This window comes from Mesorhizobium sp. M0626 (genome assembly GCF_040320665.1).
Taxonomy (GTDB): domain Bacteria; phylum Pseudomonadota; class Alphaproteobacteria; order Rhizobiales; family Rhizobiaceae; genus Mesorhizobium.
In genome coordinates this window covers 76110-87963 of record NZ_JAMYQD010000001.1, presented here as the reverse complement: position 1 = coordinate 87963, position 11854 = coordinate 76110, and the positions used below count along the sequence as shown (strand labels likewise).

Annotated in this window: 10 protein-coding genes; 7 read left to right on the top strand and 3 right to left on the bottom strand. The window is 63.4% G+C overall.

Annotation, left to right across the window (positions count from 1 at the left end):
• Positions 1 to 42: 42 nt before the first annotated feature.
• The 5 genes from lpxD to lpxB are packed head-to-tail and all read left to right on the top strand — an operon-like array spanning position 43 to position 4461.
• Positions 43 to 1101, top strand: a complete 1059-nt coding sequence (lpxD, locus tag NKI37_RS00450; protein WP_023684695.1) for a UDP-3-O-(3-hydroxymyristoyl)glucosamine N-acyltransferase — start codon at positions 43 to 45, stop codon at positions 1099 to 1101.
• Position 1102: 1 nt separating this feature from the next.
• A complete protein-coding gene (gene fabZ, locus NKI37_RS00445; RefSeq protein WP_023684696.1) occupies positions 1103 to 1555 on the top strand; it encodes a 3-hydroxyacyl-ACP dehydratase FabZ in 453 nt (150 codons plus the stop codon).
• 15 nt (positions 1556 to 1570) lie between these two features.
• Positions 1571 to 2404 carry an acyl-ACP--UDP-N-acetylglucosamine O-acyltransferase gene (lpxA, locus tag NKI37_RS00440; RefSeq protein WP_023693447.1) on the top strand — a complete coding sequence of 278 codons (834 nt, stop codon included), beginning with the start codon at positions 1571 to 1573 and terminating at the stop codon, positions 2402 to 2404.
• Positions 2391 to 3293, top strand: coding sequence for an LpxI family protein (locus tag NKI37_RS00435; protein WP_023684698.1), 903 nt, complete (start codon positions 2391 to 2393; stop codon positions 3291 to 3293). Before lpxA ends, NKI37_RS00435 begins: the two co-directional genes overlap by 14 nt.
• A complete protein-coding gene (lpxB, locus tag NKI37_RS00430; RefSeq protein ID WP_023684699.1) occupies positions 3283 to 4461 on the top strand; it encodes a lipid-A-disaccharide synthase in 1179 nt (392 codons plus the stop codon). Before NKI37_RS00435 ends, lpxB begins: the two co-directional genes overlap by 11 nt.
• Before the next feature lie 115 nt (positions 4462 to 4576).
• Here the strand turns inward: lpxB and gltA are convergent, their stop codons facing one another.
• The gene (gltA, locus tag NKI37_RS00425; protein ID WP_023671037.1) at positions 4577 to 5908 is read right to left on the bottom strand and encodes a citrate synthase; all 1332 of its coding nucleotides are present in this window, start codon (positions 5906 to 5908) and stop codon (positions 4577 to 4579) included.
• Between the two features lie 181 nt (positions 5909 to 6089).
• The gene (gene gltX, locus NKI37_RS00420; protein ID WP_023671038.1) at positions 6090 to 7514 is read right to left on the bottom strand and encodes a glutamate--tRNA ligase; all 1425 of its coding nucleotides are present in this window, start codon (positions 7512 to 7514) and stop codon (positions 6090 to 6092) included.
• A gap of 461 nt (positions 7515 to 7975) precedes the next feature.
• Here gltX and arr point away from each other — a divergent pair, with 461 nt between their 5' ends.
• Together arr and NKI37_RS00410 are read left to right on the top strand one after the other, a co-directional pair.
• Positions 7976 to 8392: an NAD(+)--rifampin ADP-ribosyltransferase gene (gene arr, locus NKI37_RS00415; RefSeq protein WP_023671039.1), complete on the top strand. Its 417-nt coding sequence runs from the start codon at positions 7976 to 7978 to the stop codon at positions 8390 to 8392.
• A 106-nt stretch (positions 8393 to 8498) separates the two neighbouring features.
• Positions 8499 to 10955, top strand: coding sequence for a ComEC/Rec2 family competence protein (locus NKI37_RS00410; RefSeq protein WP_023693448.1), 2457 nt, complete (start codon positions 8499 to 8501; stop codon positions 10953 to 10955).
• On the opposite strand, the gene lexA is transcribed toward NKI37_RS00410, so the two are convergent.
• Entirely contained in the window at positions 10949 to 11746 is a 798-nt protein-coding gene (gene lexA / locus NKI37_RS00405; protein WP_352787802.1) for a transcriptional repressor LexA, read from the bottom strand. The genes NKI37_RS00410 and lexA overlap by 7 nt on opposite strands.
• Positions 11747 to 11854: the final 108 nt, after the last annotated feature.

The following is an 11854-nucleotide window of genomic DNA, read 5'->3' as shown; positions in this document are numbered from 1 at the left end:
CGGAAGAGAATTGATCCGACCTAGCTGGATATTGCTTCTGGAATGACCGATCCGGTGTTCTTCGCGCCATCACGCCGGTATACGGCTGGCGAAGTCGCGAATCTGACCGGCGCATCGCTTGTCGATTCCGATTTTGCCCACATATCGATCGATGCGTTGGCGCCAGCCAATGAAGGCGGCGAGGGTGCGCTCGTCTTCGTCGACGGCAAGCGCAATTTCGCGCTGATGCAGTCGCTGAAGGCGGCGGCCGTGTTTTGTCCCGCCGAGTTCGCGGGCAAGGCGCCGGCAGGCATTGCGGTTCTGGTTCATCCGCGCCCGCAGCAGGCCTTCGCCATGATCGGCCGGCTGCTGTTCCCGACGGCGGCTACGCCGGGACCGATGACCAGCGAAACCGGGGTCTCGCCGCAAGCTCATGTCGATGCCTCGGCGCATATCGAGGCCGGGGCGATCATCGAGGCCGGAGCGGTCATCGGCCCCCGCGCTTCCATCGGCAGCGGAACGGTCATTGCCCCCCACGCCGTTATCGGCCCCTCCTGCCAGATCGGCCGTGACGGCTACATTGGGCCGGGTGTCAGTGTTCAGTATGCGCTGATCGGCAACCGCGTCATCATTCATGGCGGCGCCAGGATAGGCCAGGACGGCTTCGGCTTTGTCGGTGGCGCCAAAGGCCCTGAGCGTGTGCCGCAGGTCGGCCGCGTCATCATCCAGGACGATGTCGAAATCGGCTCGAACACGACCGTCGATCGCGGCGCCATGTCGGATACGGTCATCGGTCAGGGCACCAAGATCGACAATCTGGTGCAGATCGCCCATAACGTTCGCATCGGCCGCAATTGCATTATTGCCGGGCTCTCTGGTATTTCCGGCTCCGTCACCGTCGGTGATGGTGTCACCATGGGCGGCGGCGTTGGCCTTGCCGATCATTTGACCATCGGATCAGGGGCCAAGCTTGCTGCAAGAAGCGGGTTCATGAGCAACGTGCCGGCGGGCGAGATCTGGGGAGGCTATCCGGCGCAGCCGATGGCGGAAGCCATGCGCGAGATCGCCATGCTGAGGAAGCTCGCCAGGACGCGCAAGCAGGGCGAAGGGGGAAGTAGCTGAGATGGTGCCGGCGACGCTCGAAGCGGTCGATATATTGGGGTTGATGAAGCTTTTACCGCATCGCTATCCCTTCCTGATGATCGATCGCATCATCGAAATCGACGGCAATGATTCTGCCATCGGCATCAAGAACGTGACCATCAATGAGCCGCATTTCCAGGGCCATTTCCCGGATCAGCCGGTGATGCCGGGCGTGCTCATCGTCGAGGCCATGGCGCAGACCGCCGGCGCGATCTGCATCCGTAACCTCAACACGGAAAAGCCGTCGCTGGTCTATTTCCTGACCATCGATAATGCGAAATTCCGCAAACCGGTCGTCCCGGGCGACCAGTTGAAAATCCACGTCAAGAAAATCAAGATGCGCGGCAACCTGCTCAAATTCGCCTGCGAGGCCATGGTGGAGGGCACAAAGGCCGCCGAAGCCGAGATCTCGGCAATGATGGTTACCGGCTGACGGTTCGAAATGCTCATGAAAATACAGACTTCAATCCACCCCTCGGCCGTCATCGAGGCCGGCGCGCAGGTCGGCGAAGGCGCCGCAATAGGACCTTTCTGCTATGTCGGCGCTGACGCCGTGATCGGTGACCGCGTCGAACTGGTCAGCCATGTCTCGGTGCTGGGCGCGACAACCATTGGCGCCGCGACCAAGGTCTATCCAATGGCGACACTGGGCGGACCGCCGCAGAACACCAAGCACAAGGGCGGCCGCACCACTTTGGTCATCGGCCAGCACTGCACGATCCGCGAAGGCGTGACCATGCATCTCGGCACCGATTCCAGCCGCGGTGAGACGACCGTCGGCGACAACGGCAATTTCCTTGCCTATGCCCACATTGCCCATGATTGCGTCGTCGGTAAAAACGCCACCTTCGCCAATGGCGCGACCCTGGGCGGCCATTGCGAGGTCGGTGACAGCGTTTATATTGGCGGCCTCAGCGCCGTTCATCAGTTCGTGCGTATTGGTGACAACGCCTTTCTCGGCGGCTGCTCGGCTTTTGTCGGCGATGTCATTCCCTACGCCATTGCGGTGGGCAATCGCGCCAGCCTGCGTGGACTCAACATCATCGGCCTGAAGCGCGCCGGGTTGCCGCGCGCCGAAATCTACCTGCTGCGCAAGGCTTACAAGACCATCTTCGACCGCTCCCGCACTGTCGGCGAGAACATCGAATTCGCCAAGGCCGAGTTTGCGTCGTCGCCGACGGCCATGAAAATCATCGATTTCATCACCAGTCGCGGCAAGCGGCATTTTGCCGTCCCGTCGCTTAAGGGTGGCGACGGCGACGATGCCGATGACGAAGGCTGAGGCCACTTCAACGGGCCTCGATCTTGCGCCGGACGCCAGGGTCGGCATCATTGCCGGCGGCGGTAGCTTGCCGGTCGAAGTTGCCGCCGGCCTGGCGGAGGCCGGACATCCGCCCGTCATCATCCTGGTCGAAGGTCAGGCCGACCGTCAGTCCGACCTCACAATCTATGAGCATGAAAGCCTTGCGCTGGAAGACATCGGCTCGCTGGTTGCGTTGCTGAGGCGCCGGCGAATCACCCATCTTGTGCTTGCCGGCGAGATCAGGCGCAGGCCGCGGTTGGTCGACATGCGTCCGAACCTTGGGCTACTGGCACTTATACCCTCGCTCGCCATGGCGCTTGCCCGCGGCGATGACGGGCTGTTGAAGATATTGACCCGCGGCCTGGAGGCACGGGGCGTCAAGGTTGTCGGTGCGCATGAAGTCGTGCCCCGGCTCGTCGCGGCCGAAGGGCCGCTGACCAAAGCAGCGCCGCGAAAGTCCGACTGGCGCGATATCGAGGCGGCACACGCGGCGGCAAAGGCCATCGGCGCGCTCGACATTGGTCAGGCGGCAATTGCCATCGGTGGCCGCACTGTTGCCCTGGAAGGCGTCGAGGGCACCCACGGACTGCTCGAGCGGACGCAGCAGTTGCGCGGCCATGGCAGGCTGGCCGGCAAGACGCGCGGTGTCCTGGTCAAATGCGCCAAGCCTGGCCAGGAATTGCGTGCCGATCTGCCATCTATTGGCCCCCGGACCGTCGAGGCGGCGCATGCCGCGGGGCTGGCCGGCATTGCCGTCGAAGCCGGCCGTTCGCTCATCCTCGAAGGCCCCGCCGTTGTCGCGCGCGCCAATGCGCTCGGCCTGTTCGTGTTCGGCCTGCCGGCTGCGGAGTCTGTCCATGGCAGCTGAGAAGCCGCTGAAGATTGCCATCGTCGCCGGCGAAGAATCCGGCGACCTGCTGGGCGCCGACATCGTGCAGGCGCTGAAGCGCATGACCGGGCGCGAGGTGCAACTCGTCGGCACTGGCGGGCGGCATCTGCAGGCGCTCGGACTGGCGCCGCTGTTCGACGGCGCCGAGATCGCGCTGATGGGGCTCAGCGCCATCCTCCGTGACTTGCCGCGCCTGATGCGGCGGATCAGCCAGACGGCAAGTGCTGTTGCCGCCGAAAAACCCGACTGTCTGATCACCATCGACAGCCCCGATTTCTCGCTGCGCGTCGCCAAAAAGATCCGCGCCGCCGATCCGTCGATCCCGATCGTCCATTATGTCTGCCCGAGCGTCTGGGCGTGGCGGCCGGGTAGGGCGGCCGCGATGAAGCCGTATGTCGACCACATACTGTGCATCCTGCCTTTCGAGGTAAAGGAGCTCAGCCGTCTCGGCGGCCCGCCCGGCACTTACGTCGGACATCGCCTCACGCATGATCCAGGCGTGCTGGGCGCGGCCAGGGCGCAAGCCCAGCCACGCGATCTCTCGGCCGATCACGTCAAGACGCTGCTCGTCCTGCCAGGGTCGCGGCGCGGCGAGGTGAGCCGGCTTATCGGTCCGTTCGGCGAGACGGTGTCGGCGCTGCGCGCGCGTGGCCACCGGCTGCGGCTGTTGCTGCCGACGGTGCCGCATGTCGCCGAACTGGTCAAAACATCGGTGGCGCGCTGGGATCAGGAGCCGGAAGTCATCCTCGATCCCGAGCGCAAGTGGCAGGCCTTCGGCAAGGCCGATGCGGCGCTGATCGCGTCAGGAACGGTGTCGCTGGAACTGGCGTTGTCGGGTGTACCGATGATCTCTTGCTACAAGTTCGATCCGATCATGCTGATGGCGCAGAGCCTGATCACGGTGTGGAGCGCTGCTTTGCCCAACCTTATTGCCGACCGGCCGGTCGTGCCGGAAAGCTACAACCAGTATGTGCGGCCGCACTATCTGGCGCGGCAGCTCGAGGCACTGTTTTCAGACACCGCCTACCGCGCCTGGCAAAAGGACGGCTTTGGCGAGGTTGCCAGACGCATGGCCACCGACAGGCCCTCCGGCGACATCGCCGCCGATGTCGTTCTTCGCCACATCGGGAGAGCGAATAGGCCGTAGTGAATAGTGAATAGTGAATAGTGAATAGTGAATAGGATTAACGCGCTCTCGCCTATAATCAAGCTGCTACTTACTACCTGCTATTCACTACTTACCATTCACCATTCACTCTCTTTCACCTTTTCGCAATCGGCACGTAGTCGCGTTCCGGCGCGCCGGTGTAGAGCTGGCGCGGACGGCCGATCTTCTGGTGGGGATCCTCGATCATTTCCTTCCACTGCGCGATCCAGCCGACGGTGCGGGCGACCGCGAACAGTACGGTGAACATGGTGGTGGGGAAGCCCAGCGCCTTCAGCGTGATGCCGGAATAGAAATCGACGTTCGGATAGAGCTTCTTCTCGATGAAGTAGGAATCGGTCAGCGCGATCTTTTCCAGCTCCATGGCGATGTCGAGCAGCGGATCGTCCTTGATGCCGAGTTCGCCCAGCACCTCATGCGCCGTCTTCTGCATGATTTTCGCGCGAGGATCGTAGTTCTTATAGACGCGATGGCCGAAGCCCATCAGCCGGAACGGATCGTTCTTGTCCTTGGCGCGGGCGATGAATTCCGGGATGTGGTCGACGTGGCCGATCTCGCCCAGCATGTTGAGCGCCGCTTCGTTGGCGCCGCCATGCGCCGGGCCCCACAGGCAGGCGATGCCGGCGGCGATACAGGCGAACGGATTGGCGCCCGACGAGCCGGCAAGCCGCACGGTCGAGGTCGAGGCGTTCTGTTCGTGGTCGGCGTGCAGGATGAAGATGCGCTCCATGGCGCGCGCCAGCACCGGATTGATCTTGTATTCCTCGCACGGCACCGCAAAGCACATGTGCAGGAAGTTGGCGGCGAAGTTCAGCTCGTTCTTCGGGTAAATGAAGGGCTGGCCGATATGGTATTTGTAGGCCATGGCCGCAATCGTCGGCATCTTGGCGATCAGCCGCATCGAGGCGACCATGCGCTGGTATGGGTCCGAAATGTCGGTGGAGTCGTGATAGAAGGCCGACAGCGCGCCGACCACACCGCACATCACAGCCATCGGATGCGCGTCGCGGCGAAAGCCGGTGAAGAAGCGCGACATCTGCTCGTGCACCATGGTGTGGCGCGTTACCCGGTAGTCGAAATCGTCCTTCTGCGCCTTGGTCGGCAGTTCGCCGTAGAGCAGGAGGTAGCAGACTTCGAGGAAGTCGCCATGCTCGGCCAGCTGGTCGATGGGGTAGCCGCGGTGAAGCAGGATGCCGGCATCCCCGTCGATGAAGGTTATCGCCGACTCGCAGCTCGCCGTCGAGGTGAAGCCGGGATCGTAGGTGAAGGCGCCGGTGGTGTTGTAGAGCGCACCGATGTCGATGACGTCGGGCCCGACCGAGCCGCTTCGCACCTTGAATTCATGCGTCTTGCCGGCCAGTTCGAGCGTGGCAGTCGACGGGTGCGTCGTCTTGCTGCCGGTTTCCAGTCTTGTCGCAGCTTCGCTCATTCTCAAACTCCTTCATGTTCCTCATGCCGGCAAGGCAATTCCTGCAAACGACACGTCGAAATCACCGGAATGCGCGAACTCGCCACCGCATTTTGGGAGGTGCGTGCCAGATTGGGCCAAGGCCTAATGTTGCACTGCGAAACCCGCCTTTCAATGCCAATCTTCTTGGGCCAGTTCGCTCCTAATCGATTTGATCCGCAATCCGCGCCAGGCTTTCCTCGCGGCCAAGCACGGCGAGCACGTCGAACACGCCGGGCGAGGTGCTGCGGCCGGTAAGGGCCGCCCGGAGCGGTTGGGCCACGGCGCCGAGCTTGTGGCCGCCTGCCGTCGCGAACTCGCGCACCGCGGCTTCAGCCGCGGCAGCCGACCACTCGCCCGAAACAGTCTGCAAAGCGGCATGTGCGCCGCGCAGGATCGCGCGCGCGTCGGCATTGAGCAGTGCTGCCGCCTTCTCGTCGATCGGCAGCGGCCGCTCGACGAACAGGAAGGCCGCGCCATCGGCCAGTTCCACCAGCGTCTTGGCGCGCTCTTTCAGGCCCGGCAAGGCGGCCAGCAGCTGCGCCTTCCTGGCATCGTCGAGACGGGCGGCGATAGCCGGTCCGCCTTCGAGGTATGGCAGAGTGGCGACGAAAATGTCGAACAGCTCGGTATCGGCCATCTTGCGCATATGCGCGCCGTTGATTGACTCGAGCTTGGCGAAGTCGAAGCGCGCCGCACCCTTGTTGACATCGCCGATGTCGAACCACGAAATCATGTCCTTGATCGACATGATCTCGTCGTCGCCATGGCTCCAGCCGAGCCGTGCCAGATAATTGAGCAGCGCCTCGGGCAGATAGCCCATGGCGCGATAAGCCTCGACGCCGAGTGCGCCGTGCCGCTTCGACAGCTTGGCGCCGTCGGCGCCGTGGATCAGCGGGATATGCGACATCGACGGGACGTCCCAGCCCATCGCGTTGTAGATCACCGTCTGGCGCGCGGCGTTGGTCAGATGGTCGTCGCCACGGATGATGTGGGTGACGCCCATGTCATGGTCGTCGACGACGACGGCATGCATGTAGGTCGGATTGCCGTCCGAGCGCAGTATGATGAAATCGTCGAGGTCCTTGTTGGGGAAGCGCACCTCGCCCTGCACACGGTCGTGCACCACGGTTTCGCCCTCGGTCGGCGCCTTGATGCGGATGGCGCCCTTGACGCCGGGAGGCGCCTCCGAGGGGGCACGATCGCGCCACTGGCCGTTGTAGCGAGGCGGCAGGCCCTTGGCGCGTGCGGCCTCGCGCATCGCCTCGAGCTCGGCAGGCGTCTCGTAGCTGTAATAGGCCTTGCCCAGGCGCACCAGCTCCTCGGCCACCTCACGGTGGCGCGGCGCGCGCTCGAACTGCGATATGGCCTCACCGTCCCAGGAAAGGCCGAGCCAGGTCAGCCCATCCAGAATGGCCTGTGTCGCCGCCTCGTTGAAGCGTTCGCGGTCGGTGTCCTCGATGCGCAGCACCATCGTGCCGCCGGTGTGCTTGGCGTACAGCCAGTTGAACAGCGCCGTGCGCGCGCCGCCGATATGCAGATAGCCGGTGGGCGAGGGGGCAAAACGGGTGACGACCGTGTCGGACATGGAACTCTCGGGAAGTTTGGAAAGCGGGGCGTGATCGCGCGGACTTTCGCGCTTTGCGCGTTCATGTAGCATAGGAGGTCTGGGGCGCAAGGGGCAGACCCGATGGCTGGACGAGGCCGGGGCACGTCGGCAATTATCGGTTGCGTCAACGGGCGCCGGAGCCTTGTAGCACAAAATCTGTTCGCACCTCCGCGCAACCTCATTTGGCAGCAGCGTCAATGTCTGGGTTTCATTCGGCTGCAGCGTCCGTCACAGTGCCTGGAACATCGCTGCGACGGTGGTAGCCCCCTCTGACGAGCGGACATTTCTTCACGAATGCGGCACTGCCCGACTACAACGCCGCCGTGACAGCGTTGGCTTGGTCACGCATATTGACCTTCTGCAATCATTATCGTGAACACAGCAACTGTGTGCGGTCCGGTCTCGCCACGAAGGAGGAATGATTGAAAGAAGGGCTCCCGATGACCAGCAACGCCGACCATACGGAGGGTGATCCGTTCTACCATGGTACCCGGGCGGATTTGAAACCCGGGGATCTGCTGAGCGTCGGCCACCCTTCCAATTTCAGAGGTAAACCACTGTCATGGATCTATTTCACCCAGACACTGGAAGCCGCCATCTGGGGAGCAGAGCTTGCAACGGGTGACGGTCGTCAAAGGATTTACATCGTAAAGCCGACAGGGTTTTTTATGGATGACCCTAACCTGACCGATAAAAAATTTCCCGGCAATCCGACGAAATCCTACCGCTCCCGTGATCCGTTGCTCATCCTGGGGGAGCTCGCTGAATGGCAGGGTCATACACCGGAACAATTGAAGGCAATGCACGATGGGCTTGCTCGCCTGAGGGCGGAGGGCCGGGATATGATTGAGGATTGAGCGTCCTTGGCGGGTCAATTCCGGCGCGGTGGATGCGACCGCACGGACTTTCGCGCTTTGCGCGTTCATGTAGCATAGGAGGTCTGGGGCGCAAGGGGCAGACCCGATGGCTGGACGTGGCCGGGGCACGAAGGAAGGCGAAGGCGGCGAGGCAAGCGTCAGCGAACGCTCGCTGTTTGCCGATAGTCCCTATGCCGAGCCGCTGCCCCTCGCGCTGCCTGAGCCGCATCCCGGCATAGCGCCCGCGCTGCCCGGTGACGCGTTGCCGGCGCAAGTCACAGCGCCCGGATCTATCGCCCGACTGCGCAGACGGCTTCGCCGCCCGTCATGGCCCGCGCTCCGCCGCAGCCTTGCCGTGGCTGCCGACACGGAGCTCGACCGGGGCGTCGCCTTCCTGCTGGTCCCGGTTTTCCTGGCAGCCGGCGTCATCGTCTACTTCTCGCTGGCCGGCGAGCCGGGCTTTGCGCAGCCAATCGCCATTGTGGTGCTGGCGACATGTTGCGCTGTCGCCACGCGATCGCGGCCGAGGACGCATCTGTTCTGCATGGCCGCGATGCTGTGCGCGCTCGGCGTCGTCGCCGCCAAGGTCGAGACCTGGCGCGCCGGAACGCAGATGCTCGGCTCCGAGATTCAGACACGGCTGACCGGCCGCGTCGTCAGTCTCGAACAGATGGAAAGCGGCCGCATCAGGCTGACGCTCGACGTGGTTTCGACCGCTTACCCCGAGCTGCGCTACGCCCCGGAGCGGGTCAGGCTCTCGGCGCGGACCGTTCCCGCCGATATGACCGCCGGCTCCCTGATCACCGGCTATGCCAGGCTGTTGCCGCCGACCGGTCCGGTGCGGCCGGAGAGCTACGATTTCTCCTTCGACAGCTATTTCACCGGTATCGGCGGCAGCGGCTTCTTTCTCGGCAACCCGAAAACCATTGCTACGCAGGGACCGCCGCCGCTGACCGCACGGCTCTCCTCGGCAATCGAGAACGCGCGCGAAAACATTGCCGACCATATCAGGGGCAAGATCGGCGGCGCCGAAGGCGAGATTGCCGCGGCGCTGATTGTCGGCGTGCGCGCCGGCATCCCGGACGAGGTCAACGAAGCGATGCGGCGCACCGGCATCTACCACATCATCTCCATCTCCGGCCTGCACATGGCGCTGGTTGCCGGCACCATCATGGCGTTGCTGCGTGGCGCCTTTGCGCTGTTTCCCGTTTTCTCTTCGCGCCGGCCGGTGAAGAAATATGCGGCCGCGGCAGCGCTTGTCTCGATCGCCGCCTATCTCGTTATTTCAGGCGTCGTGGTTGCCGCCGAGCGCAGCTTCATCATGCTGGCGGTCATGCTTGTCGCCGTGCTGTTTGATCGCGCCGCACTCACCATGCGCAATCTGGCGATCTCCGCCATTGCCGTCATCCTGGTGTCGCCGCACGAGGTGGTCGGTCCCAGCTTCCAGATGTCGTTTGCCGCCACCGCCGCCCTTGTCGGCGCCTATGCCGGCTGGGCCGATTACCGCGCCGACAAGGTGAGAACGCCGCTGGCAAAGCGCTCCTTCGTCGGCTTCCTGTCGCGAAAATTCGCGCTGGCCATGGGCGGCCTCGCCATGACCTCGATCATCGCCGGCAGTGCAACCTTGCTGTTCGCCATCTGGCATTTTCAGCGTGTGTCGCCGCTCAGCCTGATCGCCAATCTGGCCGTGATGCCGATTGTTTCGTTGATCGTCATGCCCTTTGCCGTGCTCAGCGCACTGGCGATGCCGTTCGGCGCCGACGGGCCGTTCCTCTATGTGATGGGCAAGGGTCTGATGGCGATGATCGCTATATCGGCCTGGATTTCCGAGCGCTCGCCGGTCGACGCCGTCGGGCTGATCTCCATCCGCTCGGTGCTGTTGGTGGCAGTCGCCCTCGTCATCGCCACCATGGCCACCACCTGGCTCAGGCTGGCGGCCGTGCCTTTCGCGCTGGCCGGCCTGTTGACGGTGCCGCAGGTGCTTACGCCCGACGTGCTCATATCCGAGGACGCACATTTGGTGGCCATGCAGATCGGTGGCGGCGAACTCGCCCTCAACCGCGAACGCTCCAACGAATTCACCACGGACAATTGGAAACGGGCGCTGCGGGCCGAAACCATTATCCCGCCCGAGATTTTCGAGGCAACAGATACGCGGTTCGATCTCGATCCGCTCGATCTGCCGCCCGGCTCGCCCTTCTATTGCACCGGCGATCTCTGTATCGCTCGACACCCTTCCGGAGCCATTGTAGCTCTTGCGAAAGACCGCAAGACGGCGCGGCCGGCCTGTGCCTTCGCGAGCCTGATCGTCATCGATGACGCCACCGCCTACAATCCGTGCCGCGACCCGCTGGTCCTGGTCGTGACGAAGAAACAGCTGGCCCGCGACGGCAGCGCCGCCGTCTTCTTCGATCCGCAATCGGCAGCGGCAGCGCCAACCATCCGGTTCGCCGTCGACAAGCCGTATCGCCCCTGGCACGAGCAACGCCGCTTCTCCCGCGACGCGCGCGGCCTGCCGCCTTACAACCAGCGTGAAAAGTACAAACCCAAGCCGGCTCAGTAGCGCCGGATCAATCCGACAAGCTTGCCCTGCACCTTCACCCTGTCCGGTCCAAAAATGCGGGTCTCGTAGGCCGGGTTGGCGGCTTCCAGGGCGATCGAGGCGCCCTTGCGGCGGAAGCGTTTCAGGGTCGCTTCCTCATCGTCGACCAACGCCACCACGATCTCGCCGGGGCTGGCTGTGTCGGCATTGCGGATGATGACCGTGTCGCCATCGAAAATGCCGGCCTCGATCATCGAATCGCCCTTGACCTCGAGCGCGTAGTGTTCACCGCCCATGATCATGTCGGGCGGCACCGAGATCGAATGGGTCTGATGCTGGATGGCGTCGATCGGCACGCCGGCGGCGATGCGTCCCATCACCGGGATTGAAATCGCGGAAACGGCATCGTCATTGCCGGCAGACATCGAACGCGACGGCGAGCCCGCCTTGATCTGGCGGCCGAGACCGCCTTGGCCCATCCCGCCTTGGCCCATCCCGCCTTGTCCTTGGCCGCCTTGCCCTTGGCCGGCTTGACCAAGACTGCCCTGAATGACGCTCGGCGAAAACTTCCTCGCCGCGTTGAGGCCTGGTGCGATCGAGTCGGGCAGCCGCAGCACTTCCAGCGCGCGCGCCCGGTTCGGCAGCCGGCGAATGAAACCGCGCTCCTCAAGCGCCGTGATCAGGCGGTGGATGCCGGACTTGGAGGCGAGGTCGAGCGCTTCCTTCATCTCGTCGAAGGACGGCGGGATTCCGCTCTCCTTCAGGCGTTCATGGATGAACATCAGAAGCTCATGTTGTTTGCGCGTCAGCATCGCGGCCCCCAAGGGTTCTGAAACCAGAATCAGAAAAAACAAACCCAGAACAAACACTATCTGTTCCAGTTGTGTTCCGCAACCTTTTAAAGTTTAATGAATGTGTTG

Excerpts from the sequence above, each read along its gene's own strand:
- lpxD (WP_023684695.1), top strand. The coding sequence starts at position 43 with ATGACCGATCCGGTGTTCTTCGCGCCATCACGCCGGTATACGGCTGGC.
- fabZ (WP_023684696.1), top strand. The coding sequence starts at position 1,103 with ATGGTGCCGGCGACGCTCGAAGCGGTCGATATATTGGGGTTGATGAAG.
- lpxA (WP_023693447.1), top strand. The coding sequence starts at position 1,571 with ATGAAAATACAGACTTCAATCCACCCCTCGGCCGTCATCGAGGCCGGC.
- NKI37_RS00435 (WP_023684698.1), top strand. The coding sequence starts at position 2,391 with ATGACGAAGGCTGAGGCCACTTCAACGGGCCTCGATCTTGCGCCGGAC.
- lpxB (WP_023684699.1), top strand. The coding sequence starts at position 3,283 with ATGGCAGCTGAGAAGCCGCTGAAGATTGCCATCGTCGCCGGCGAAGAA.
- gltA (WP_023671037.1), bottom strand. The coding sequence starts at position 5,908 with ATGAGCGAAGCTGCGACAAGACTGGAAACCGGCAGCAAGACGACGCAC.
- gltX (WP_023671038.1), bottom strand. The coding sequence starts at position 7,514 with ATGTCCGACACGGTCGTCACCCGTTTTGCCCCCTCGCCCACCGGCTAT.
- arr (WP_023671039.1), top strand. The coding sequence starts at position 7,976 with ATGACCAGCAACGCCGACCATACGGAGGGTGATCCGTTCTACCATGGT.
- NKI37_RS00410 (WP_023693448.1), top strand. The coding sequence starts at position 8,499 with ATGGCTGGACGTGGCCGGGGCACGAAGGAAGGCGAAGGCGGCGAGGCA.
- lexA (WP_352787802.1), bottom strand. The coding sequence starts at position 11,746 with ATGCTGACGCGCAAACAACATGAGCTTCTGATGTTCATCCATGAACGC.